Raw genomic sequence first — 25,842 nt, forward strand, 5'->3', positions numbered from 1 at the left:
ACCTTTCCCTTCCAAGTTGTTGTCAAGTTCAACGAGCATCTGTTGTCTTGTTGATTAATATTTCGTGGGACTAGATAAATGAAAATTCTTGCGGTTGATGACGATCCGATCATCCTTGAACTGCTTGCGCATTTCATCGATACGTTGACGGATCACAAGGTGGTTTTAGCCTCTTGTGCGGATGAAGCAATTGATGTGATTCAAGCGAATGCCCGTTCACCATTCGATTGCTTTTTGCTTGATATTCAGATGCCGGGAACTGACGGCATCACGCTTGCGGGCAAGATTCGCGCGATGGAACCCTACACCGACACCCCCATTCTTATGCTCACAGCCATGTCTGAAAAGGTCTACATCGATGCTGCCTTTACCGCCGGGGCAACAGATTATGTCACCAAACCGTTCGAGATGTCCGAGCTAAAGGCACGCCTGTCGCTCGTTGAACGTGCCTTTGATCGTCGCAAGGCCAGCACTGGAAAAATATTTGCGACCCAAGCAGTAAGCCCAGAATATAACAAGGTCACGCCGCCGATCAATCTGCATGAGCCAGTGGCCATTTACGATGTCGACAACCTGATTGATTTCATGGCGCTCGAAAACTACATCCAGCAGCTTAGCCGCAACGATTTGTTTGGCTCCACCGCCTTTGCGTTTACAATCCGTAAAATCGAAGAGTTTCACCGAACAATGTCGCCGTTTGAATTCTATTCGGTACTGGTCGACATGGGTGAAATCATTTCCGATACACTTGGCGGCAGTCAGTTCCTGATGGCATATGCAGGGAACGGTACTTTCATCTGCATCACCGAAAGTGGCTGGTGCCCCGATACCAGAGCCCTTGCAAATAGCATCAACCTTACTGCGGCCAAGACTGAATTATTTGACAATCAAGGTCAGCGAATTGAGCCCCGGGTTTGCGCAGGGGAAGCAATCAAATTGATCTGGAAAACCAGCGCATCGGTTATGGATGCAATATCAGCGGCACATGCGTCGGCTGAATCGGCCAGCGCTGCGTATCAGAAAAACCAGAACAATGTTTGGCAGATTGGACTTACAGCATGATCCATCAGAAACTTGAATTACCCGGTATCGAACGCATCCGCACACGTTTCCTTGAGTTATTAAGAGAACGTCAAGTTTCCATTGCCGAACACGCGCTGACCGCATGGGAAAGCGATGAGCTTGAGAAGATTAACGGAAGCCTGGCCAGTGCGCGGACATTGCTCCACCAAATCGCAGGTACCGCAGGGTCGCTTGGCTTTGAAGAGCTGGGCCAGGAAGCGCGCACGGTGGAAACAGAAATTGATGACCATTTAAACGGGGCCGATGCAGATCTGGCGATCTGTCCCGGCGCGTTGATTTATCACATGAGCGATTTTGTCCAGCTTTGCCAGACTTTGACCGCCGCACAGCCCGAAACTGCGCAGTCGGCCTAGTTTAAAACACAGCTTTGATCTGATCACCCAGCGTGATTGGATCAAAAGGCTTGCTGATCACAGTAACCGCACCGATCTGGCGCAATTCGTCCAACTCGTTTGCTTGGGCACGTGCTGTCATAAAGATCGCTGGTATATCCGCAAATGCTGGCAGTTCCCGAAGTTTTTCCAGCGTTTCACGACCGGTCATTCCCGGCATCATCATATCCAGTAGCAGTACATCGGGCGTAAAATCATTCGCATGTGAAAGCGCATCTTCGCCGCATTTGCGTTGAACGACTTCGAAACCGCCTGCCATCTCAAGCGATAGCTCAACGATTTCACGGATCGCTTCATCATCCTCTACGTGAAGAAGTTTGATCATACCTGCCCCTTGTAAAGACTATACTTCTGCCTGATGCAGAAACTGTCCGCTAGACCAACCCTTGATTCTAGTTTGGGTTGATTAGCTTGCTTTCTGAGAAAAATCCATAACACTTTCGATGATGTAGTCCATATCTGCCTGAGCTTTGATGATATGGACACTGATCCGATCATCTTTTTCCCGCACACCATCGGATGATAGGCTGACAAGCCGCGCATCTGGTTGTTGCTGAACGATTTCCTTAAGCAACACCGCCGCGTCCCCGTCTGGTAAGGTCCAGTCCAGAATGATGACATCCCAAGGGCCACCATCCGACAACATCGCTCTGACATCCTTTAGGCGGGTGACGTTTTGCACGTCCGCATAGGGCTTCAGACCCGCGCGGATCACTTCGGCAAAATCTTCATCGTCTTCGAGATGCAAAACCTTGAGCCGCTCATTTTTCTTAGTCCGCAGCTGTTTGATTGCAGGAGGTGCCGGTTTCCGTGAGGGTTCTACGATCTGGCAAGTAAACCAGAATACGGTCGGTCCATCCGGCTTGCTTTCAAATCCGATGTCGCCACCCTGACGCCATACGATCTGGCGGCTGATATTCAGACCCAGCCCTGTACCGCCATTGGCACGTGTGTCTGATCCGTCGGCTTGCGAAAAACGCTGGAAAATGCGCCCTTTAAACGATTCAGGCACCCCTTTCCCAATGTTCTGGACATAGACAATCGCGACCTTGTCCAGCTTTTCGACAGTGATCTTCACCTCTGTACCATCATAAGAATACTTGCATGCATTCGAAATCAGGTTTGCCATTACCTGCATCATGCGCCCCGAATCTGCGATAACGTGCAGCTCTTCCTCGGGAAGCTCGACAACTAACGTCGATTTGTGGGTCACGGCGAATGGCAGCATTTCGTTGTGTGACGATCGTATCAATTCCCCAAGGTCGACCTCGACCATGTTAAAGCTGATCTCGCCCGACGAAATCTTTTCGAGGTCCAGAATATCATTCACAATGTCGGTCAGGCGGTTCGAGTTTGACCGGGCAATCTCGATCAGGCGAAGCGAGGAAGCTGGCAGTTTGTCACGTGCGGCTACCTCGATCAGGCCAAGCGCCCCCTTGATCGAGGTCAGCGGTGTGCGCAATTCATGGCTAACCGTAGAGATAAATTCGCTCTTGATCTGGTCGATCTTCTTTTTATCCGTTATATCAATAACTTGAGCGATAAACACATAAGATCCGGCATTCTTGTCAAACGTCCAGGTAACGTTAAAGAAACCCCAGCGATGCCCCCCGTCTTTGTGAAGTATCCGGAACTCCCCGCGAAAAATATCTTGGATGCCAGACTTCATCGTCTCCTGAACCGCATCAATCAATCCGCCCATCTCGTTCTCTGGGATGACCTTGCTCAGGTTGAAATCCTTCAGCATCTCATCCCGGGAATACCCAGTCAGATCGCACATGGCCGAATTCACGCCAATAAAATATCCGCCATTGTTGAGCGTCGCCATACCAACGGGGGCGGCCTCTTGCACGGTACGGAACCTTTGTTCGCTGGCCTCCAGCGCATTGCGCGCATGGCGCAGATCGGTCACGTCGATTTGCGTACCGACCATGCGCGCTGCTTTGCCATCGGCATCACGCTCAAGGACCACAGCATCCGATTTCATCCAACGCCAGCTGTCCCCAAACCCCATCCGGTATTCCGAGATCGACCGGTCTGTCTCTCCGTTGATGCATTTCCGGTCTACCTCGAACAAAATCGGAAGGTCATCCGGATGAATCCGGTTCATAAAGATGCCCTGCGGATCCTCGGCGTCTTGATCAACGCCCATGATATCCCGCCACGTATGCGACACCACCGATGTACCGGTCTTCAGGTTTATTTCGAACACGCCGATCTGAGAGCCAGACAGCGCCGCATCAAACCGCTGTTTTGTTACGGCCAGTTCGTCCACCACCTCAACGTTGGCAGTTACATCGCGAACAATCACTGTTGTGCGACGTTTTCCATTCAAGGTGACCCAGCGGTTTGTCTGAAGATCAAGATACAGTTCACGCCCCTCAAGGGTATGACCCAATGCATTATAGCCTTTTTGCATCTCGCTTTTTGGTATTTCAGTGACGAAATTCTTGAGTGGCAGTCCGCTTAGACCTTCGCGCTCGCCGCCAAAGCAGGTCGTTGCGGCATGATTTGCGAACAAGATTTTCAAATCTTCATCGAGGATAATCACAGCAACGACCGTATTTTCCACGAGCGACCTGTTTTCTTCTTCTCGCGCACTGATCTGTTTGCCCCGCAGTGCTGCGATCTCGGCCAGGCTTTCATTGCGGGCCCGTAACGCACGCATCGCAAATGCCAACATGACGGATAACAACAGCCCGCCCAACAAGATGAAATACGGTCCACGCAAGTTGAACGACGTGTCAAAAAACTTCGTGCTTTGGTATTCAAGCGTCCAAGGTCGGCCAAATATCTCCAAAGAATATTTCGCAACCTGAGTACCTTGTGAATCAGGCTCCTGCTCGGTGGCATAAATTAATGTGTCCGGGTTAGCCGCGTTCCCGTCATAGACTTGAAAGTCGAAATAATTCTCCAATCCCGGGCTCAGATTTCCCATCAAATTACGCCCGATAAAGGGCGCATAAACCCAGCCGCGCAATTCTTCATCCCTAAAATACGGCTTCAGAATAAGGAAACCGGGCTGTGCGGTCTCATCTTGCACCAACAAAATCCGGGGCGTGATCTGCGGCAAACCCGTTTCGCGGGCACGATTGGCGGCTTCACGGCGGCCTTCCTCGAAACTGATATCCAACCCGACAGCTTGGGCGTTAATATCAACCGGCGCGATATATTTGATCAGGTATTTTACGTCGCTGTCGGTTTCGGGATGCGCCGAAAAATCAGGCGTCCCGTCCGCACGCATCTTCGCGACAAATTCCGCGACTTCGTCTTTTGGAACCAGCTCGATAAAACCGATGCCGTTAATACCAGGTAGTGAATTTTTTATATCAATGGTGCTGGCAAAGATTTCAAAATCATCTGACTCGATATTTTCTGATGCATGCAGCATCCCCGCAGCGCCATTCAGGCTTTGCAGGTAAATATCCAATCGGGTCTTCAGCGCCTGAAGCCCGTCTTCTGTCAGCCGCTGAAATTCAGCATGTGCCGCGACTTGGCCGATGCGTCGACTTTCTGCGAACACTCCCAAAGTCACGAAAATGCAAAATACAACAAGAAGGATATCGAGACGCTTGAACAACCAACAAATCCATTCAAAATCATGCCCATGCCTGCCGCACTTAAGGCTCGGGATAGGAGAAACACCAAATTCGTTTATAGGTTGTGTTTTTTTCTCAAACAACCAAAAAGCCTCCTTGCCCGCAGGGATTGTGGCGAAAGGCGAAACAATTTTACTTATTGCGTTTCGTCCCAGTTTTGCGTGCTTTTGGGAAAGACCAGCATGGCGCGGAAATCATTAACGTTCGTCAGGGTCGGCCCGGTAACGATCTGACCGCCCGCCGTTTTGAAAAACCGATGGGCATCATTCCTCGCCAGCGCCAATTCCGGGTCAACATCCGCCTCTTTGGCCTTGCGTAACGTGGCAGGCCCGATGCACGCCCCGGCCACTTCGTCTGCACCATCGACCCCGTCCGTATCACAGGCCAGCGCCCAAATATCTGCAGCACCGCCCAAGGCCAACGCCAGGGCAAGGCAATATTCGGCGTTTGGCCCGCCGATCCCGTCCCCGCGCCGTGTGACCGTCAACTCTCCGCCTGACAACATCAACACGGGTTGGTCACCCGGTTTCATGGCTGCTTGCGTGGCAAGGGCAAGCTTTGCGTGTTCGGTTGCAACATCACGGGCCTCCCCTTCTAGGTCATTGCCCAAACGGACAACCTGCAAATCCAAGGACTGGGCAAGCGTTTCGGCCGCATCCAACGATTGCTTTGGTGCAGCGTAAATCTGGTTGGTCACCCGTGACAGTCGCAGATCATCCGGCTTAATCACCTGTGATCCCTTTGACAGGGCCGCACTGACAGAGGCAGGTACAACGATCTTCCAACGGTCCAGAATGGCCTGCGCATCCGCAACCGTGCTTGCATCCCCGACGGTCGGCCCCGACCCGATCATCGCCATATCGTCGCCCGGAACATCGGAAATCATCAGCGCCAGCATTGCAGCCGGATAAGCCGCCGCCGCCAGTTGCCCGCCTTTGACCTGCGACAGGTGTTTGCGCACCACATTCATTTGCTGGATCGGCGCACCAGACGCCAACAGCCCTTGGTTCACCGCCTGCTTTTCGGCAAGGGTGATATCGCCCAAGGGTGCCACCAGCAACGCCGACGCGCCGCCAGAAATCAGCGCAAGCACGAAATCGTCCTCGCCCAATCCATCCAGCAAGGCCAGCATCCTTTGGGTCGCGACGACCCCTGCCTGATCGGGCACAGGGTGCGCCGCCTCGACGATCTCAATTCCCTGACAAGGCCGGGCATAGCCGTAGCGGGTAATGACCAGACCCTCGCAAGGGCCCCATTCGGCCTCCACGGCCTCGGCCATGCGCGCGCTGGCCTTGCCCGCCCCGATGACAACAACCCGACCTGCGGGTCGTGCAGGCAAGAACCGTGCCAGACTTTGCATGGGATCAGCCACTTCGACAGCGGTGTCGAACAAACTGCGCAGCAGCGCCTCAGGGTCGGGAAGGGTCATAAAACGTCTCTAAACTTGCTTAAAAGCCGACAGCGCAGCCGTCTTTGCGATGGTCTGATCCAGCCACATATCCATCACCCTGCCGCGCGATCAGTTGCGCACCGCCAAACCCAAAGGCGTTGTCGGGTGCCTCGCGGGTGATTTTGTGGCCCATGGCTTCCAATGCGGCAACTGTCTCATCCGGCATGGTGCTTTCAACGGCCACCTCCAGCCCCGTCACGAAACGCCAGCGTGGCGCGTCACTAGCGGCTTGGGGTGATTGACCGTGCACCATCATCCGCGTGACCATTTGCACATGACCCTGCGCCTGCATCGGGCCACCCATGACGCCAAAGCTCATCAACGGTGCGCCCTCTTGCATCACAAAACCCGGAATGATCGTTTGGAAGGGCCGTTTGCCGGGACCGATCTGGTTTGCATGACCGGGTGTCGTCACAAACCCTGCGCCACGGTTTTGCAGGCTGATCCCTGTATCAGGCACAACAACACCCGATCCGAACCCCATATAGTTCGACTGGATCAACGACACCATCATACCCGACGCATCTGCCGCTGTGATATAGACAGTGCCACCATGTTTCGGCGCGCCCTCAACTGCCATTTTCGCCTTGTTAGGGTCAATTTCCGCGGCCCGCCGCGCCAGATACGCGGGGTTCAACATCTCGCTTGGCGTGACATCCATATGCGCGGGGTCGGCAACAAAAGCCTCGGCATCGGCGAGGCCAAGCTTGATGGCTTCGATCTGCAAATGCAGCGCCTGCGGGCTGTCGGGAGCATGGCTTGCCAGATCGAAATGATCCAGAATCCCAAGTGCTGCCAGCGCCGCGATCCCCTGCCCGTTTGGCGGAATTTCATGCAAGGCAACGCCTGCGTAATCCTGATGCAAGGTGCCGCACCAATCGACGCTGTGATCCGCCATATCGGACATCGACAAAGCAGACCCGTGCCGCGCGGCATCTGCCACAATCTTCTCGGCCAGTTCGCCGGTATAAAACGCCGCGCCCTTGGTCTGGGCAATCAGCCGCAGCGATTTCGCCTGCGCGGGGTTTCGGAAAATCTCACCCGCCTTGGGCGCGCGGCCACCGGGTAAAAAGCAGTCTGCAAAACCGGGCTGCTGGCCCAATGTCTTGCCCGCCATTTCCCACAGCCGCGCGATGATCGGCGACACGGGAAACCCGTTTTCAGCATAGTCTATTGCAGGGCCAAACAGGGTCTCGAACGGCAACGCGCCAAAACGATCCGACAGCGCAACCCAGGCCGAAACAGCCCCCGGCACCGTGACGCTGCCCCAGCCGCGCTCTGTTACTTCGGTCGCGGTCAATCCGGCGGGTGATCTGCCCGACGCATTCAAACCATGCAGCGCATCCCCGTCCCACAGAATTGCAAAACCATCGCTGCCAAGGCCATTCCCGGAAGGTTCAACAACAGTCAGCGCAATCGCCGCAGCTAGGGCCGCATCAACAGCATTCCCGCCTTTATACAGCATGGAAAGCCCGGCTTGGGCTGCCAAAGGTTGCGATGTTGCAACAACATTGCGGGCCAGCAAAGGACCACGGCGAATATCATAAGGAGTGTCATAATTCATGCCCTATCCTGCGACCGGAACTGACCAAGACGCAAGTGGATAAGTGGCATAAATTTCCCGCCTAAATATTGGGCACATTTCATCACACGAAATCACATCCCAAGGAGTGTTTTGCAAATGTCCCTTGTGGTTCCTGAAATGCGCCGTAACGTTGATATATGGAAAAAAACAAACAATTTTTTGACGAAATGATTGCCGGGCCGGATACGGTCACGGCCCCTTATGCTGGCTATAGCAAATGGTTCGAGGAGCAAGACCCGGCCCATCTGACGCGCAAATCGCAAGAGGCCGAAACCTTCTTTCGCCGCAGCGGGATCACCTTTAACGTCTATGGTCAGGCCGAAGCCCAAGAACGGTTGATCCCCTTCGATCTGGTGCCACGCATCATCGCGGAACGCGAATGGGCAAAGCTGTCAAAAGGCATTGCGCAGCGGGTCACCGCAATCAACGCCTTTATTCACGACGTCTATAACCGCCAAGAGATCTTGCGCGCGGGCGTCGTGCCCTATGAACTCGTTGCCAAAAACGAGGCGTTCTTGCCGCAGATGATGGGCTTCAGCCCCCCCGGCAAGGTCTATACCCACATTGTCGGCACCGATATCGTGCGCACCGGACCAGACGAGTTTTTCGTGCTCGAGGACAATGCCCGCACCCCGTCAGGCGTATCCTATATGCTGGAAAACCGCGAAACGATGCTGCAAATGTTCCCTGAACTTTTCAGCCGCGTGCGGGTCAAGCCGGTCAGCACATACCCTGACAGCCTCCACCGCGCCTTGTGCGACAGTGCCCCGCCTGCTTGTACCGGCAAGCCGCGTGTCGCCGTTTTGACGCCGGGCATTCATAACTCGGCCTATTTCGAACATTCATTCCTTGCCGATCAAATGGGCGTTGAACTGGTCGAAGGCCATGATCTGCGCGTCGTCGATGGCCGGATCGCCATGCGCACGACGCTGGGGTATGAACCTGTTGATGTGCTGTACCGCCGGATCGACGACGAATATCTTGATCCGCTGAACTTTAACCCGGAAAGCATGTTGGGCGTGCCCGGCATCATGGATATCTACCGTGCAGGCGGCATCACGATTGCCAACGCACCCGGTGCCGGTATTGCCGATGACAAGGCGATCTACTCCTACATGCCCGAAATCATCGAATTCTACACCGGCGAAAAGGCAATCCTGAAGAACGTCGAAACCTATCGCTGCGCCGAACCCGATGCGTTGAAATATACGCTCGATAACCTCAAGGATCTGGTGGTCAAAGAGGTGCACGGCTCAGGCGGCTATGGCATGTTGGTTGGCCCTGCCGCCAGCAAACAAGAGCTTGAGGACTTTGCCGCAAAACTGCGCGCACGCCCCAGCAACTATATCGCACAACCGACGCTATCGCTTTCGACCGTGCCGATCTTTACCGATGGCGGGCTTGCCCCGCGCCACGTTGATCTGCGACCCTATGTGCTGGTGTCCCCCAAGGGGATCGAAATTACACCGGGCGGGCTGACGCGCGTTGCGTTGCAAGAAGGGTCGCTGGTGGTCAACTCAAGCCAGGGCGGCGGGACCAAAGACACTTGGGTTTTGGAGGAGTAGCACAATGCTAGGCAAAACCGCAGGGGGTCTGTATTGGATGTTCCGGCTGCTGGAACGCGGCGAAAACACCGCACGCATGGTCGAAGCCGGCTTTCGCATGGCGCTTACCCGATCCACCGACAGTGAATCCGAATGGAAATCTGTTGTCACGACATCCGGTGTGCGCACGGGATATGACCAAGTTTACGATCACTATGCCGCCCGCGAAGTCATCGATTATCTGCTGCGCGACACGCGCAACCCGTCCAGTGTCCTGTCGGTCAGCAAAGCAGCCCGTGATAACGCGCGTCTGGTGCGGACCGCGCTGACCACCGAAGTCTGGGAGGCCGTGAACGAAAACTGGATGGTCCTGACCGAATTGTTGCAAACCCCCGTGCAGGAAAAGGATTTGCCCGCTGCCCTTGCCACCATTCGCCAGCATTCGGCACTGGTGCGGGGGGCCTTGCACGGTACGATGCTGCGCAATGATATCTACGATTTTTCACGCATCGGAACGTTTATTGAACGGGCCGACAACACCGCCCGCATTATCGACGTTAAATATTACACGCTGCTGCCATCGGTCAAATTTGTCGGGTCTTCGCTGGATAACGTGCAATGGGAAACCGTGTTGCGGTCCGTATCTGCGCACCGGTCGTTTCGCTGGCTTAATCAAGGCGACATGACCGCCTCGGCGATTGCCGATTTTCTGATCCTTGACCGTCGCCTGCCTCGATCCTTGCTGTTCTGCGTGAGCCAGGTCGAAGACCAACTGGAAGCCCTGGCCGAAGATTACAACGTCCGTGTGCCTTGTAACGACATGGCAAAGAAACTGAAAAAAGAAATGAAATCACGTGACATCGCCACGATCTTTGAGGATGGCCTGCACGAATTCATCAGCGAGTTCATCGGCAAGAACAATGCCCTTGGATTGCAGATCGAAACCGATTTCAGGTTCAACAAATAGGCTGCCCAGATATGTTACTCCAGATCAGCCACACCACCGAATACAACTACGATCAGCCGGTGGAGTATGCCTTGCAGCAGGTACGCCTGACACCCCAGGTGCTGGATTGTCAGAAAACCCTGGATTGGAAGATCACGGTCAAAGGCGGCATGATCGAAGCCTCTTATATCGATCACCACGGCAACACCGTGCATCTGATCAACGTCGATGCAGGGGGCCAGTCTATCACCATCACTGCCGCCGGTTCAGTCGAGACGACCGACACCGCAGGTATCATCCCGCTGCCCAAAAGCGGCCCGCCGCTGTGGTATTTCAGTCAGCAAACACCCCTGACCGCAGCAGGCGACGCGATTACCGAGCTTGCTGCTGAAAGCGAAAGCCACGAAAATATCCTGAACCGTCTGCACGCCTTGTCGCGCATGATCGCGGAACGGGTCAGATATGGCAAAGACGGCACCTATGTCGTGACCACCGCAGAGGAAGCGATGCAAGGTGGCACAGGCGTTTGCCAGGATCACGCACATATCTTTATTGCGGCGGCGCGCGCTGGCGGGATTCCCGCGCGCTATGTCAGCGGCTATCTGATGCTGAATGGTCAAATCGACCAAGAGGCAAGCCACGCCTGGGCCGAAGCCTATGTCGAAGGGTTGGGTTGGGTCGGCTTTGACGTATCAAATGCGCAATCCCCCGATGAACGCTATGTTCGACTGGCCGTCGGGCGCGATTACCACGACGCGGCACCTTTTTCGGGGATGCGCGTCGGCAGTGCCGCAGAAACGATGATTGTAAATCTGCAGGTCCAGCAGTAAAGCGGGCCAACAGCTTGCGGTACGTCCCAAGCGATCAATCAAACGGATATCCATACGATGACCTACTGCGTTGCACTTCGCTTAGAACAAGGGCTGGTCTTTATGTCAGATACCCGCACCAACGCGGGCGTCGACAACTTTTCCACCACCCGCAAGATGTTTACCTTTCAGGTTCCCGGCGAACGCCTGATCACGATCATGACGGCAGGCAACCTTGCCACAACGCAATCGCTGATCAGCCTGTTGGAAGAACGCTCTAAGATCGCGATGGAACGTGACCCCAGCATTCTACGTGCGCCAACCATGTTTCAGGTTGCACGGCTGGTCGGTCAAACCCTGCGCGAGGTCATTCTCGACGTGCAAAGCAAAGGCCAGATGTCGGCGGCCAGCTTTCAAGCGACCGTAATCGTCGGCGGTCAAATCCAAGGCGGCATGCCCACCCTGTTTCTGGTCTATCCCGAAGGCAATTTCATCGAGATTACCGAAGATACGCCTTTTTTCCAGATTGGTGAAACCAAATACGGCAAACCGATCCTTGTGCGCGCCTACGAGCCGGATATGAGCCTGCAAGATGCCGTGAAACTGCTGTTGGTGTCGTTTGATTCAACGCTCAAGGCGAATTTGTCGGTCGGGCTGCCCATTGATGTGCAGACTTATGAAAACAACACCTTCGAGGTCGCAAGCAAGACCCGCATCGAATCCGAAGACCCGATGTATCAGTCGATTTCAAAAGGTTGGGGCGATGCGTTGAAATCGGCGTTCCAGACGTTGCCTTCCTACGATATTGAATCCGGCAAACGCACAACCGACAGCTAAACGAAAAACTGCCGCAGTCTTGACCGCGGCAGTCCCTTTGTTTCCAAGCAGGCGCTTAGGCAGTTTGCTCGCACAGGCGCTTGCGCGCAGCCGCGTATTCAGTGGCAAAGCGTTCCACCACATCGGCTGCCGGCATGACAGATTTCACCGCACCGATCCCTTGGCCCGCGCCCCAAATCTCTTTCCAGCTTTTGGGCTTTTGACGGTCGGCCCCGAAATCCATATTCGACGGATCGGACCGTTCAAGGTTGTCGGGGTCCATGCCCTGCGCCTCGATAGACGGTTTCAGATAGTTACCCCAAACGCCCGTGAACAGATCGGAATAGACGATATCGGACGCCCCTGAATCCGCGATCATCTGCTTGTACCGCTCGTCTGCGTTTGCCTCTGTCGTGGCAATAAACGCCGATCCGGCATAGCCGCCATCGGCACCCATGGCTTGCGCCGCCAAAATGCTGTCACCGCGTGCAATCGCACCCGACAAAAACAGCGGCCCGTTGAACCATTCGCGAATTTCCTGAACCAACGCGAGCGGCGACAACGCACCCGCGTGCCCCCCTGCCCCGGCCGCCACAGCGATCAGACCATCGGCACCTTTTTCAATCGCCTTGTGAGCAAAGCGGTTGTTGATGACGTCATGCAACACCACGCCACCCGCACCATGCGCCGCATCGTTCAGCCAGTTCTGCGCGCCCAGGGACGTGATCCACAACGGCACTTCGTGTTTCACGCAAATCTCGACATCGCGTTCCAGTCGCGCGTTGGATCTATGCACGATCTGGTTCACCGCATAGGGCGCTGCCGGGGTATCTGGGTTCGCCTGGTTATGGCGGTCCAACTCTTCCTTGATGCGGGTCAACCATCGGTCCAGCTCGATCGGTTCGCCGTCGGCTTCGCGGGCGTTCAGCGCGGGAAAACTGCCGACGATCCCCGCCTTACATTGTGCGATCACCAGATCAGGGTTTGAAATGATGAACAGCGGGCTGCCAATCAGCGGAATACGCAGAGTGTCGAAAAGAGCAGGTAGCGTCATGGTTTCCTCCGGGAAGTGTTCTTTTGCCTGTAACTTGTCAGGGCGCGGCAGATTAGGGAATGACAAACGTTGCGTCCGTCACCCCCCGCCTCTGACGTTTCAGGCTCTAAACAGCCTCGATGATGGTGACGTTAGCGATACCACCACCCTCGCACATGGTTTGCAGGCCGTATTTCTTGCCCTGCGCATGAAGGCTGTGCACCAGCGTCGTCATCAACCGCGCACCCGACGCACCCAACGGATGGCCAAGCGCAATCGCGCCGCCATTTACGTTCAGCTTTTCAGGGTCCGCCCCGGTGTGCTTGAGCCACGCCATCGGAACCGGCGCAAAAGCTTCGTTGACTTCGAACAGGTCAATGTCGTCGATCTTCATGCCGGCGCGTTCCAAAGCACGGTCGGTGGCAGGCAGCGGTTCTTCGAGCATGATAACCGGATCACCGGCAGTCACGGTTAGGTTCACGATCCGCGCCTTGGGGGTCAGGTTATATTTCTTCAATGCTGCCTCGGACACGACCAGCACACCCGCCGCCCCATCGCAAATCTGCGAGGCGTTCGCAGCCGATATCATGCCGTTCGGGTCCAACAGTTTTACGTTCGAAATAGACTCTAACGTTGCATCATCGCGGATACCTTCGTCGCGGGTATGCATCCCGCCTTCGATTGCAAGCGGCACGATTTCAGCATCAAACGCCCCGGCATCGCGGGCAGCAGTTGCCCGATGGTGGCTTTCCAAGGCAAAGCTGTCCAGTTCTTCGCGGTTAAAGCCGTGCTTTTGCGCAATCATCTCGGCCCCGATAAACTGGCTGAAATTCTTGGTGCCAAAGCGTTCTGCGATACGGTCGCTAAAGGGCCCCTCGCCCAATCCCGCCTTGGCATGCAATGTCACGTTCGACATCATCGGCACACGCGTCATGCTTTCGACACCCATCGCCACGACAACATCTTGGGTCCCCGACATCACAGCTTGCGCAGCAAATTGCACCGCTTGCTGTGAACTGCCGCATTGACGGTCGATCGTGACGGCCGGCACCGATTGCGGCAGGTTCGACGCCAGCACACAGTTGCGCCCAAAGGCAAAAGACTGTTCACCCGCCTGGGTCACACACCCGACGATCACATCGTCAATCGCCGCCCCATCAATGCCACTGCGCGCAACCAGTGCATTCAGCACCTCGGCCCCCAGATTTGCAGGGTGCCAATCACGCAAAGCCCCCCCGCGCCGTCCGCCAGCAGTCCGGACCGTTTCAACGATATATGCATTAGCCATAGGTTTTCCCCTCCCGGAAAATGGTTATTTCGGTGCCATGCGGATCGCGCCATCAAGGCGGATCGTTTCGCCGTTCAGCATCGGGTTGTCGATAATTGCACCGACCATTTTGGCGTATTCCGAAGGATCCCCCAAACGGCTGGGGAACGGCACTTGCGCACCCAAGGAAACTTGCGCTTCTTCAGGCAAGCTGGCCAGAAGCGGCGTCAGGAACAGGCCCGGCGCAATGGTCATCACGCGAATGCCATAGCGCGCCAATTCGCGGGCGATTGGCAGGGTCATCCCGACAATACCGCCCTTGGACGCAGCATAAGCAGCCTGCCCGATCTGCCCGTCAAATGCCGCAACAGATGCGGTGTTGATGATAACGCCACGCTCTTCGCCAATCGGGTCGGCCTTGTGCAATGCGGCGGCAAATTTCGACAAAACGTTGAACGACCCCAACAGGTTGACGTTGATCACCCCTGCAAAGCTTTCCAACGGCAGCGCGTCGCCTTCGCGGCTGACAACTTTGGCTGGTGGCCCGATGCCCGCGCAGTTCACCAAGATACGCGCCTTGCCATGCACACCTTCGGCATCTGCAATCGCAGTGGCGACAGCATTTTCATCCGTCACGTTCACCTTGAAGAATTTTCCACCGATTTCGGCGGCTTTGGCTTCGCCCATCTCGGCGTTCATGTCAAAAATCGCGACTTTGGCACCGGCCTTGGCCAGCATTTCGGCTGTCGCCCCGCCCAGGCCCGAGGCACCCCCGGTTACAATCGCCGCTTGTCCTTGAAGTTGCATGTGCAGTCCCCCCTTGGCGGGCCGCATGGCCCGCATATTTCAGATTCAGGGGAATGTTGCGCGGGCTGTCGGGGAATTCAATCCAAAAGGCAGAAAGGTGCAGAATAACGCTAAGGCCGTCAGCCCGTTACCTTTGCCCCCTGCGCGATTGTCGGTTCCGCGTTGTTCAACTGTTCTATCGCAAAACCGGCCGCTGCTTTGTAGCGGGCCATGAAAGCATTGCGTTCCTCAAGCGACACGACATCGTTGATATCTGTAAACTCTCCGCCACAGCGATCGTTCACCATATTCAGCAAACCAAACGGACCCGAACCACGGTTGCGCAAGATCAGCTCTGACACCGGCGCACACAGCGCGTCATCATAGGCTTTCAACGCCGCCGGGGTCACACCATGTTGCAACATCATCGCCCCGATGGTGCGCGCATCAATGATTGCCTGACTGGCCCCGTTCGACCCCGTTGGATACATCGCATGGGCCGCATCGCCCATCAAGGCAACGCCCCCATCAACCCATGTATCCACAGGGTCACGGTCGATCATCGGGTTTTCATAGGCGATTTCGGCACCTTGCAACAACGCAGGCACGTCAAGCCAATCATAGGTCCACCCTTCGAAATGGTGGCTGAAATCGGACACCTTGGCAGGCTTGTACCAGCCGCTTTTGCGGTCTTCGGTTTCATCAAAGGTGACTTCGGCGATCCAGTTGATGTCGGCAAAGCCCTGATCATCAACATCCGAGATCGGATAAATCACCATCCTTTGCAGATGTGTACCCAACCCGATAAAGGACGATCCCGTCCGGCTGGGTTTCGCCCGTGTTGTGCCGCGCCACATCAAGGCACCGCCCCAGTGGATCGGCGGCTGATCGGGGTGCATCTGCGCGCGGATCGCCGAATGAATACCATCTGCGCCGATCAGCAATGTGCCCGTTTCCACAGCCTCGCGCCCGTCGGCACGGGTGATCTGAGCGGCGACTGTGCCATCAGCGTTCTGACTGTATCCGGTAACCTTTGCCCCCAATTGCACCGCATCCTTGCCCGCCCGGGCAATCAGCGTGTCGTACAGCATCATATGCAGCTTGCCGCGATGCACCGCGTATTGGGGCCAGTTATAGCCCGCTTCGGTGCCGCGGGGTTCTGCGTATATTTCCTGCCCCTGCTGACCAACCAAGGCCCATTCCCGCGCGGGCAGTCCGACTTTGTCCAGATCGGCAGCCGTGATCCCCAGATCAAACAATTCGCGCACGGCATTGGGTTGAATGTTGATCCCGACGCCCAGAGGTTTCAATTCGCGGACCGATTCAAACACGGTGCTGCGCACCCCGATTTGGTCAAGGGTCAAGGCAAGCGCCAGCCCGCCAATGCCACCACCGGCAATCAGAACATGAGGTTGGGACATTGTATTTACCGCCTTTGTACAAAAGTTACGATCTGTTAGCAGATCATCGCGATGGGTCAAACCCGTCCTGCAGGCGAACCGCCTTGCTGGCCAGCGCGACAAACTGTGCGCGTTCGGCATCAGACAGCCCGCCCAGAATATCGTCCTGCAAGGCGGTGACAATCGGGGTGACTTTGCGCAACACGTCCTGCCCCTCCTTGGTGAGCGCAACCTGTCTCGCGCGCTTGTCGTCGGGGTTCACGGTGCGGGTCACCCAGCCTTTACGCTCCAACCGGTCGACGACCCCCCCGATGGTTGCGCGGTCATAGGCAATGCGCAGCGCGAGCGTGGCCTGATCAACCCCCGGCGTGTCGCAGATGGTGTGCAAGGCCGCGAACTGAACCGAGGTCATGTCGATCCCTGCCGCTTTCAGGTGATCGGCAAATGCCGCCGTCGAAATTTGGTGTAACCGCCGGATCAAATGGCCGGGCATTAGGCTCAGGGACATGTGCCACCTCTTTGGTAATAAGCATACTTACCAAATTGACACTGCCGCGCAAAGCCCCTATATGATAAGTATACATATTAGATTGGAGCGGCATATGCAGTACCACCTGAACGGCTTTCACCCCGGCAACCCTCATGTCGCCGAACCCGTCGGCGCAGGCCATCCCGCGACGCCCCCTGCTCAGGTCGATGTGTTGATCGTCGGGTGCGGCCCTGCTGGCCTGACCCTTGCTGCGCAATTATCCGCTTTCGCTGATATCTCCACCTGCATCATCGACCAGAAATCCGGGCCCTTGCAGATCGGTCAGGCTGACGGGATCGCCTGCCGGTCGGTCGAGATGTTCGAGGCCTTCGGATTTGCCGAATATGTGCTGCGCGAAGCCTATTGGGTGAACGAGACGACATTCTGGAAACCCGATGTCACGCACCCCAATCATATCGCCCGCAGTGGCCGCATCGAAGACACCGAACAAGGTTTGTCCGAAATGCCCCATGTGATCCTAAGCCAGGCGCGGGTGCATGACTTTTATCTAGATGTGATGCGGCAAGGCCCGCGACGGCTTGAACCGCATTACGACCGCAAATTCATCGGGCTGACCCGCGATGACAGTGCTGATTTCCCCGTCACAGTTACCATCGAACACGCGCCAAGCGGGGCCCAGCCTGTCACCGAAACCATCCAAACGCGCTATGTCATTGGGTGTGATGGTGCCCGCAGCGGGGTGCGCCACGCAATCGGGCGTGACCTTGTGGGCGATGCGGCCAATCAGGCATGGGGCGTGATGGATGTGCTTGTGGAAACCGACTTTCCCGACATTCGACTTAAATCCGTGATCCATTCCGCCTCCGAAGGGTCGGTTCTGATTATCCCGCGCGAAGGCGGCTACATGGTGCGCATGTATATCGAGCTGGACAAACTGAATGCCGACGAACGGGTCTCGCAAAAGGGCATCACCGAACCGCAACTGATCGCAGCAGCCCGCCGGATCATGGCCCCCTATACGCTTGACGTGAAACAGGTCGCTTGGTGGTCGGTTTACGAGATCGGTCAACGGCTGTGCGATCAGTTTGATGATGCTGAAACAGACACGAACCCGAGGGTATTTATCGCGGGTGACGCGGGCCACACCCACAGCCCCAAGGCGGGCCAAGGCATGAACGTGTCCATGGGGGATGCGTTCAATCTGGGTTGGAAAATAGCGGCCGTCCTGCGCGGGCAGTCTGATCCGACGATCCTGCGCAGCTATTCAGCCGAACGCCAGGCCATCGCGCAAGAGCTGATCGATTTTGATCGCGCCTTTGCCAAGATGTTCAGCGCCCGCCCCGCTTCCGGCAATACCACGCAGGAAGACACTGTTGATCCGGCTGAATTCCAGCGCTACTTCCAAAAGCAGGGCCGTTTCACCGCTGGAACATCCGTGCATTACGCACCGTCGCTGGTGGTCGGGGATGCGCGGCACCAAAGTCTGGCGACCGGTCTGACGGTAGGGATGCGGTTTCACTCTGCCCCCGTGATCCGCATTGCCGATGCCAAGACGGTGCAACTGGGTCACATGCTCAAGGCCGATGGCCGCTGGCGCATTCTCGCCTTTGCCGGGCAAGATCACGATCTAACGATCCTATGTGGCTATTTAGGCTCTGATATCTCGCCTTTGACTTGGGCGACCCCCGCTGGGGCAGACAGTGATTCAGTGATTGATGTCAGGGCGATCTATCAAGCCCCCCACCGTGATCTGAACCTGCGCAGCCTTCCGCCCTTGCTTTTACCGAAGAAAGGCAAATACGGGCTCACGGATTATGAAAAGACGTTCAGCGCCGACCCTTCCGCAGACATCTTTGACATGCGCGGGATTGACCGGAAACACGGCTGCATCGCGATTGTCCGACCGGATCAATACATCGCCCAAATTCTGCCACTGGACGCACATGATGGAATCACACGCTTTTTCGCGTCTGTTCTAAAACCACATACGGGGAACTAACCCCGTCAGGCCGGTTTTTGTGCCAACTGCCATTTGATACGGGCAAACACCATTTGCAGGGCAAGCCCGGCAAAAACAAAGCTCATGTCAAATATCCAGGGATCATTGATCAGCGCCGCTTTGATCGACTGGCCAAGGATCGACAAAACCGTCCCCAGTGCAAAACAGGCCAGACCGAAACGCCCCATCAATTCGATCGGCCAGACCCAGCGGCTGGCAGACAGGCGCGTGACCCAGCTTTGGGTCGACAGGAAATAGACCAGCGCCAGAATATGCAGCAACCGCGGGGCGGCAAGAAAGGTCTTGTCGAAATCCGCGATATAAAACGGGAAACCGACGTCACGCAGATGCCCCAGCCCGCCGCGCCCGAGAAGCTGCACGCTTTCGATTTTCACCCACGCCAGCGCAAGAATCAAAACCGCCAAAGACCCCCATTTCGCCCAGCCCACATCCGGAACAAGGCGCTGCCCGTCTTTCAACCGCATTCCGGCACCCAGACCGATGGCGAACAGAAACTGCCATGCAAAGGGGTTAAAGAACCACCCGCCTTCGTTCGGGAATGCAGGAATGTTCAGCCGCATTTCGCCGGTCATGATCCATAACAGGAACGACGCCGCCAGCATGATCCACATGCTCCGTTGTGCGATCAGGATCATGACCGGCGTCATCAACAACAGCGCGGCGTACATGGGAAGGATGTTTAAATACCCGAATTGATGCCCCAAGGTCGCGATGCCAATGGTCGCCTGAACGGGCGCGCCGATCCATGGGGCGACATTGTTGACCTCCCACATTTGTTCGGCACCAAACCAATAGGCAGCGCCCATCATGATCGCCAAACTGATCATCGTAATCACCAGATGCACCGAATACAGCGTCCAGGCCCGCCCCCAGCATTTGGCAACTGCACGCCACAGCGGCAAACGGACAAACGCCATCGGATAGGCCAGACCTGCCGCCATACCGGACATGAAAACGAACCCTTCGGCGGCATCGGAAAAGCCGAAATTCCGGTTGGTAAACGGCTCCAGCGGGTTGCCGGGAACGTGGTTGATGAAAATCATCACCAGCGCCAGCCCGCGAAAGAAATCGAGACGCGGATCGCGCGAAGACGCAGAAAGGTTTGTGTGAGGCATAGATCCAGACCGTTCAGGCAGAAATTTGTGCGGCAGGGGCAAGGGATGCGGCTGATCTGTCCAACCATTTGCCCATGATCCGCTGATGATCCGCGACCACCTGCGGCAGCGCGGCTTCTTCGGGTGTCAGAAACACCGGCCCGTCCGAGGGGTGCGAGCTGAGCCAGATCACGAGCGGGGCCAACAGCAACGGAATACCGATCGGCAAGACCCACAACATAAGGTCAGAGGCAAAAACATGCGTCAGGAAGATCACCCCGATCCCCCAAAGCTGAATCCACCAACCAGCCGCAAAGGCTTCGATCAGCGTCAGCCGGCCGTCACCGCGGGTCTGCGCAGGCCAGCCCCCGTCACGCCCCGACAGCACCTGCAACACCGCGCGTGTTTGCCACATCAGCATGATCGGCGCGTTGATCGACGACAGCAACAATTCACGCAGCATCCCGCGCATTGCAATCACTGCACCGCCAAATTGCGCCACCCGCCCGCGCAACACCGCATCCAGCAAGATCAACACCTTGGGCAGCACCAAAAGCCCGAACACCCCCACCGCCACACCGACCGCCTTTGATGTCTGGTCGGACGGAAAGACGGGAAACAACTGGAACGGTTCGGGAAAGAAATCCGGTTCGGGTGCCGTCGCGGTGGCATACAGGTTCGATGCAAGAAACATCATCCAAAACAGCGGTGCGATATAGCTCAGGATGCCTTGGAAAAACGCGAACCGTGACCATGCTTTCAGCCCGGGCGCAGAAATCACGCGGATATGTTGCAGGTTTCCCTGACACCAGCGCCGATCCCGTTTGGCAAAATCGATCATATTTTCCGGCCCCTCCTCAAAGGAACCGTCAAGGTCGGGATCGACGCGCACCGACCAGCCCGCCCGCGCCAAAAGCGCGGCTTCGACATAATCATGGCTCAGGATATGCCCCCCGAAAGGCGGCGGGCCGGACAGTTCGGGCAAGGCACAGCTTTCGGCAAAGGCACGCACCCGAACCAGCGCATTGTGCCCCCAGAATGCGCCTGTCGACCCCTGCATCGCCGCCTGACCCTGGGCAAAGACAGGCGAATAGAATCCGGCGGCGAATTGCATCGCGCGGCCAAACCGGGAATGCGCGTTGATGATCCGTGGCAGGGTTTGCAGCAGGCCCAGTTTCGGGTCGGCCTGCATCCGGCGGACCATTTCGGCCATAGTGGCCCCATCCATCAAACTATCAGCATCCAGAATAAGGGCAAAATCGTAATTCGCCCCAGACGTTTCAAAGAAGTCCTGGATATTGCCCGCCTTGCGCCCCGTGTTGCGGCGGCGGCGGCGGTAAAAGAACCGCACGGCTTTGCCCTGCGCCTTGCGGGCATCTTGGGCGCGGTCGTCCCACAGATGCACGAACCAGCGTTCTTCCTCCGCGCCCAATTGATCATTTTGGGTGTCTGACAGAATGGCAAAATCGAAATGTTCCGTCAGACCATGTCGTGCAATCGCCTCATCCATAGCTGCCACCCGCGCAAAGACCGCGGCGGGGTCTTCGTTATAGACGGGCATCAAAATCGCAGTGCGGGTGGTAATCGGCGTAGTCATCGGCGGGGCGGGTCTGCGGCTGGCGACCAATCCCTCGACCGATTGCACGGCACCCCATGCCAGCCAGAATGTTGTGATAAACACCAAAGCAGACCGGACACCATCGACCCATTGATAACCGTCAGCCGCGCCAAACTGCAAAAACAGCGCAGCGGCACCGGCCCCAAGGCCAATGCTGACAACCAATGCAAAGACACGTGCCGAAAGCACGCCGCCTGGGGACGTCTTGGTATTCATCTCTTAGCGGCCGCGCGCCGCGGGGCCGAAGCTTTGGATCACACCAGCCAGAAACCGCCGCAGCTTGGTCTCTGTCACGGCAATATGTGCCATTTCGATCACCTGTTGAGGCATGACCATGGGCGCATCCGGCAAAGCCACGTCGCGCAAAATCAGCGCGGTGCGGCTTTCACCCACAGAAATATCGGACATCAGGGCACCTGAGCGTTGGGTCGTCATGGGCGCATCCATTGGTAAATCCAGGTTTCGGTCAACTTGCGGCCATAACCGGCCACATGGGCGACAAGCTCCACCAGACGCTCGTTTTCGCCATCTACATCAATAACCAACCGCCACTTGGTGGTGTTTTCGATTTTGGACAGGGCGATATGCTGGATCTTGCCCCGTGACAAGGTGACAACGGGTTCCATCTTGGCGTCTGCGGGCAGATCGGCCATCAAGCCGCCGTCAAAATCGATGACAAATTTGCGCAGCGATTCCTTGGTGCCGGACACGCCTGATGTCCCGCCCTTGCCTGCGAGCGTGCTGACAATCCATGCACGATCACCGTCACGGTTGGTGCCAAGCGTACCCCACCGCAACCGATAGGAATAGTCGCGGCTTTCGCCTGCGCGCGGCATTTCGGACGGCACCCAAAAGCTGACGATATTGTCGTTACCCTCAAGGTCCGAAGGGATCTCGACCAGACGGATCGCGCCAACACCCCAATCCCCTTGCGGTTCAATCAATACCGAAGGGCGGTCGTGATACTGCGCACCGGCGTCTTGGTAATCGGTAAAATCGCGGTCCCGCTGGATCAGGCCAAATGATTTGAGGTTGGGTTCGTTAAGATAGGTACTGCCCAGACGGGGCGGGTTGTTCAGCGGGCGCCACAACACATCTCCATCCGTCCGCACCACCATCAAGGCGTTGCTGTCATGAACCTGCGGTCGGTAATCATCGAAGGTATCACTGTTCTTTTCATCAAACAGGAACATCGAGGTCAGCGCAGCGACACCCAACTGTTCCACGTCCTTGCGAAAATGCAGCTTGGCGGTGACATCAATGGTCGTCTCCGCCCCGGGTCGAATGACAAACTTGTACGCACCGGTGCATGACGGGCTGTCAAGCGACGCATACATCACAACGTCTTCCTGGCCTGCATTCGGGCGTTCAAGCCAGAACGCGGTAAAGCGGGGAAATTCCTCTTCGCCGCCAAGCCCGGTGTTGATCGCAAGACCACGCGCCGAAAGACCGTAGCTGCTGTTGCGCGCCAATGCCCTGAAATAGGACGCCCCGGCAAAGGCGACCAGTTCATCAAACATATCAGCCCGGTTCAGGGGGGTATTCAGGCGAAACCCGGCCACACCCGGTAACGGGACATGCTGCGGCACGCGCGGGGCAAGGTCGTCATAATACAGGAAATCGTCGGTCGAAAATTCCATCGGGGTTTGAATTCCATCGACCACTTCGTGAACGGCGACGGTTTGTTTGTACAGCCAGCCGGGATGGAACGCGTGCAGGTGGAACAACACCCCATTATCCGCCCAACGGGCACGTTTCGGGTCAAACTGGATCTTGCGGTAGTCATCGTAATCAAGGTCAGCGATGACTTCGGGGGCATCGGATGGTGCAACATATTCTGCCTGCGCCGCCTCTTTCATGCGTGCATCAAGCCAGTCAAAGGAAAACGGCAGCGGGGCAGCAATGGCGGGGGATTGTGTTTCAACCGCGCCCTGCTGCGCTGGTGAAACACGCGTTACATCATCCTGCGCAAAAGCACCGTGCGTAAAAGCGACAGCGGCAACAGAACTGGAGAGAGCGCCCAAGACAGCCCGGCGGCTGGGATGCAGGAGGCCCGTTTTCGAAGACCTGGATTTTATAGACATTGAAACCCAATAACTAAATTGAAGAAGGCTGGTACCCTGCACAAACGACTGAGTCGCGGGGAGAATGCATGGTCTGTGACCCAATATGTCCGGTTTCGCTGCACCGCCACATAAATATGCCGAACCGCTTGAGAACAGGCGAGTTTTCGCAGGAGACCCCCGCGTAAACTGGCAGGTCTTAGCTCGCTTGCGGCTTTTTTGGGCGGCAACAGGTCATGAGGGAAGTAAAAGCAACGTCGGCACCGCGAAAACGACAGTTGCCAAAACATTGGCGATCCCGGGAGGACTCGAACCCCCAACATCCTGATTAGAAGTCAGGTGCTCTATCCAGTTGAGCTACGGGACCGTTGTGAAATGCTCATACCTATTTTGATTGAGATGATCAAAGCTAAATATCATCAAATGCGTCAGGATGCAGGTCTTGCCAGAATGCCTTGATCGCTTTGGTGTTCAGCGCCGACATCCATCCGTGCCGTTCAAAGTCCGCCCGCGCATCAGCCGTGTCGATCATCGACATAAACAGCCGCCGGTCGGCATCGCGCTGTGTGGGCGTGCGTGCGGCAACCAGATCGCGCACCCGCTCCAACAGCTTTGCGCGGGCGCTGGTCGGTTTGGCAACGGGGGCTTCGGCCTTGAAATTGTCGCGCAGCGCTGCTGTCAGGTAACCCACGGGGTTTTGCACGCCCCCCTGCCCCGCCACATAGGTAATCTTGTCGCCAACATGATCCTCGCCATGTTCGGCGATCCACTGGCGCGCCAGACGGTCGCTGACCCCCAAGGCTTGCAACCGGCTGTAAACATCCGATTTACGCACGCCTTCACCGTCATCCAGATCCAGAATGGCAAGCTGCGGGTTTTCGGTGATCTTGAACCGAATATCCGTGACCGCCCGCCCGCGTTTGCGAATTTCAGGCGTGACCACAATGTTCGACGTTTTGTTCACCTCGGCCACGGCGGGTTTGATGATCTTGGCGTTCAGCTGCTTGTAGACCGCGTAATAGGCGCTGTCTTCGACCCCCATAAGCCGCCGGAACAGATCAAGCGACCACCAGCCGGTGCTGCCCGTGCGAACAAACCGATAGCAATTCTCATAGAGCGCCAAGGCGTGACCGCTGGTGAACCGGCGCTGGATGTTCAAATTGATCAGCGCGAATACTTTAGGGTCGTTCAGTTTAGACGCTAATGCAGGGGAATACGCATATTCACATACCCCGCCCTTCAGCTTGGCATAGCTCAGCAAGCTGGAAACGCCCCATTCCTGCTGGCCCTTATCATCCAGCATATCCCATTCCGCCACGGTTTCAGCCAGCCCGCGCAAGGACTGTTTCAGCGTATCCATATCATTGGAATTATAGCCGATCATCAGACACAAGGTGCGCGCGTCGATCATGTGGACCTGTTGGCTGGTCAGCGTGTCATAGGCGTTCAGCAACAATACGTTGCTCAACTTGCGTTGCAGCAGCGTCAGTTTACCCGACACATGAATCGCCGCCACGTGTTTTTTGACCGCCCCGCGTCGCAGGACACCGGTCAGCCGGTCTTTGGGGATATCAATATCCTGTCGTTTCATCGCTCTGCCCCTTGGCTGTCGGATTCGCGTCCGATCTGTTGCCTCGCGTACAGTTTGCGTTAAAAGGCACCTCAAAGCAATACGACGATGGGTGCCTTTCATCAGGGGCGCTCTGCCTCGGAATTCGATGGTTAAGGTGCCAATTTACGGGACGGCCCGAAAGACTGATTTGGCGAACAGACCCTAATGAGGGGAAATTAGACCCTAATCACCAGCCCACCGGAGATCGGCACCCTTCTTCCTGCGAATCGGTGCC

Annotated in this window: 21 protein-coding genes and 1 tRNA gene; 7 read left to right on the top strand and 15 right to left on the bottom strand. The window is 56.3% G+C overall.

What is annotated here, in order from left to right; genetic code table 11:
- Positions 1 to 78: 78 nt before the first annotated feature.
- Together ACSQ13_RS01725 and ACSQ13_RS01730 are read left to right on the top strand one after the other, a co-directional pair.
- Positions 79 to 1,062 carry a response regulator gene (locus ACSQ13_RS01725; protein ID WP_176248673.1) on the top strand — a complete coding sequence of 328 codons (984 nt, stop codon included), beginning with the start codon at positions 79 to 81 and terminating at the stop codon, positions 1,060 to 1,062.
- Positions 1,038 to 1,436 carry an Hpt domain-containing protein gene (locus ACSQ13_RS01730; RefSeq protein WP_435988104.1) on the top strand — a complete coding sequence of 133 codons (399 nt, stop codon included), beginning with the start codon at positions 1,038 to 1,040 and terminating at the stop codon, positions 1,434 to 1,436. The genes ACSQ13_RS01725 and ACSQ13_RS01730 overlap by 25 nt, the downstream gene beginning before the upstream one ends.
- 1 nt (position 1,437) lies before the next feature.
- On the opposite strand, the gene ACSQ13_RS01735 is transcribed toward ACSQ13_RS01730, so the two are convergent.
- The 4 genes from ACSQ13_RS01735 to ACSQ13_RS01750 all read right to left on the bottom strand — a co-directional run bounded on the left by ACSQ13_RS01735 (position 1,438) and on the right by ACSQ13_RS01750 (position 8,088).
- Entirely contained in the window at positions 1,438 to 1,800 is a 363-nt protein-coding gene (locus tag ACSQ13_RS01735) for a response regulator (protein WP_176248671.1), read from the bottom strand.
- Between the two features lie 81 nt (positions 1,801 to 1,881).
- Entirely contained in the window at positions 1,882 to 5,157 is a 3,276-nt protein-coding gene (locus tag ACSQ13_RS01740; protein ID WP_295512349.1) for a CHASE domain-containing protein, read from the bottom strand.
- A 53-nt stretch (positions 5,158 to 5,210) separates the two neighbouring features.
- A complete protein-coding gene (locus ACSQ13_RS01745) occupies positions 5,211 to 6,503 on the bottom strand; it encodes a glycerate kinase type-2 family protein (RefSeq protein ID WP_176248670.1) in 1,293 nt (430 codons plus the stop codon).
- 19 nt (positions 6,504 to 6,522) lie between these two features.
- Positions 6,523 to 8,088, bottom strand: coding sequence for a gamma-glutamyltransferase family protein (locus ACSQ13_RS01750; RefSeq protein WP_176248669.1), 1,566 nt, complete (start codon positions 8,086 to 8,088; stop codon positions 6,523 to 6,525).
- Between the two features lie 158 nt (positions 8,089 to 8,246).
- Here ACSQ13_RS01750 and ACSQ13_RS01755 point away from each other — a divergent pair, with 158 nt between their 5' ends.
- From ACSQ13_RS01755 to ACSQ13_RS01770, 4 genes are read left to right on the top strand one after another with little or no spacing between them, the layout of a single operon-like run.
- On the top strand, positions 8,247 to 9,674 hold the full coding sequence (locus ACSQ13_RS01755) for a circularly permuted type 2 ATP-grasp protein (RefSeq protein ID WP_176248668.1): 1,428 nt from the start codon (positions 8,247 to 8,249) through the stop codon (positions 9,672 to 9,674).
- A gap of 4 nt (positions 9,675 to 9,678) precedes the next feature.
- The gene (locus ACSQ13_RS01760) at positions 9,679 to 10,620 is read left to right on the top strand and encodes an alpha-E domain-containing protein (protein WP_176248667.1); all 942 of its coding nucleotides are present in this window, start codon (positions 9,679 to 9,681) and stop codon (positions 10,618 to 10,620) included.
- 11 nt (positions 10,621 to 10,631) lie between these two features.
- Positions 10,632 to 11,429, top strand: coding sequence for a transglutaminase family protein (locus ACSQ13_RS01765; protein ID WP_295512345.1), 798 nt, complete (start codon positions 10,632 to 10,634; stop codon positions 11,427 to 11,429).
- A 57-nt stretch (positions 11,430 to 11,486) separates the two neighbouring features.
- Positions 11,487 to 12,245, top strand: a complete 759-nt coding sequence (locus tag ACSQ13_RS01770) for a proteasome-type protease (protein ID WP_295512344.1) — start codon at positions 11,487 to 11,489, stop codon at positions 12,243 to 12,245.
- 55 nt (positions 12,246 to 12,300) lie between these two features.
- Here ACSQ13_RS01770 and ACSQ13_RS01775 read toward each other — a convergent pair whose 3' ends face one another.
- The 5 genes from ACSQ13_RS01775 to ACSQ13_RS01795 form a co-directional block, all read right to left on the bottom strand.
- Entirely contained in the window at positions 12,301 to 13,278 is a 978-nt protein-coding gene (locus ACSQ13_RS01775) for an NAD(P)H-dependent flavin oxidoreductase (protein WP_295512343.1), read from the bottom strand.
- Between the two features lie 106 nt (positions 13,279 to 13,384).
- Positions 13,385 to 14,545, bottom strand: a complete 1,161-nt coding sequence (locus tag ACSQ13_RS01780) for an acetyl-CoA C-acetyltransferase (protein ID WP_295512342.1) — start codon at positions 14,543 to 14,545, stop codon at positions 13,385 to 13,387.
- A 24-nt stretch (positions 14,546 to 14,569) separates the two neighbouring features.
- Complete coding sequence (locus ACSQ13_RS01785) at positions 14,570 to 15,331, bottom strand: SDR family NAD(P)-dependent oxidoreductase (RefSeq protein ID WP_176248743.1); 762 nt, start codon at positions 15,329 to 15,331, stop codon at positions 14,570 to 14,572.
- Between the two features lie 119 nt (positions 15,332 to 15,450).
- Positions 15,451 to 16,731 carry a flavin-dependent oxidoreductase gene (locus tag ACSQ13_RS01790; RefSeq protein WP_295512340.1) on the bottom strand — a complete coding sequence of 427 codons (1,281 nt, stop codon included), beginning with the start codon at positions 16,729 to 16,731 and terminating at the stop codon, positions 15,451 to 15,453.
- Positions 16,732 to 16,774: 43 nt separating this feature from the next.
- Entirely contained in the window at positions 16,775 to 17,218 is a 444-nt protein-coding gene (locus ACSQ13_RS01795) for a MarR family winged helix-turn-helix transcriptional regulator (protein WP_176248741.1), read from the bottom strand.
- 94 nt (positions 17,219 to 17,312) lie between these two features.
- Between ACSQ13_RS01795 and ACSQ13_RS01800 the strand changes: the two genes are divergently transcribed.
- Positions 17,313 to 19,199 (top strand): FAD-dependent monooxygenase, encoded by a 1,887-nt coding sequence (locus ACSQ13_RS01800; protein WP_295512339.1) that lies wholly within the window; start codon positions 17,313 to 17,315, stop codon positions 19,197 to 19,199.
- 5 nt (positions 19,200 to 19,204) lie between these two features.
- Here the strand turns inward: ACSQ13_RS01800 and ACSQ13_RS01805 are convergent, their stop codons facing one another.
- The 6 genes from ACSQ13_RS01805 to ACSQ13_RS01830 all read right to left on the bottom strand — a co-directional run bounded on the left by ACSQ13_RS01805 (position 19,205) and on the right by ACSQ13_RS01830 (position 25,586).
- Positions 19,205 to 20,335: an OpgC family protein gene (locus ACSQ13_RS01805; RefSeq protein ID WP_176248739.1), complete on the bottom strand. Its 1,131-nt coding sequence runs from the start codon at positions 20,333 to 20,335 to the stop codon at positions 19,205 to 19,207.
- Positions 20,336 to 20,348: 13 nt separating this feature from the next.
- Entirely contained in the window at positions 20,349 to 22,148 is a 1,800-nt protein-coding gene (gene mdoH, locus ACSQ13_RS01810) for a glucans biosynthesis glucosyltransferase MdoH (protein WP_295512338.1), read from the bottom strand.
- Between the two features lie 3 nt (positions 22,149 to 22,151).
- Complete coding sequence (locus tag ACSQ13_RS01815; protein ID WP_295512336.1) at positions 22,152 to 22,367, bottom strand: hypothetical protein; 216 nt, start codon at positions 22,365 to 22,367, stop codon at positions 22,152 to 22,154.
- Positions 22,364 to 24,016, bottom strand: coding sequence for a glucan biosynthesis protein (locus ACSQ13_RS01820; protein WP_295512334.1), 1,653 nt, complete (start codon positions 24,014 to 24,016; stop codon positions 22,364 to 22,366). The genes ACSQ13_RS01815 and ACSQ13_RS01820 overlap by 4 nt, the downstream gene beginning before the upstream one ends.
- A gap of 269 nt (positions 24,017 to 24,285) precedes the next feature.
- A tRNA-Arg gene (locus ACSQ13_RS01825) sits at positions 24,286 to 24,362 on the bottom strand.
- Between the two features lie 42 nt (positions 24,363 to 24,404).
- Positions 24,405 to 25,586: a replication initiation protein gene (locus ACSQ13_RS01830; protein ID WP_295512332.1), complete on the bottom strand. Its 1,182-nt coding sequence runs from the start codon at positions 25,584 to 25,586 to the stop codon at positions 24,405 to 24,407.
- Positions 25,587 to 25,842: the final 256 nt, after the last annotated feature.

This window comes from Sulfitobacter sp. SH22, assembly GCF_965641905.1.
Lineage (GTDB): Bacteria > Pseudomonadota > Alphaproteobacteria > Rhodobacterales > Rhodobacteraceae > Sulfitobacter.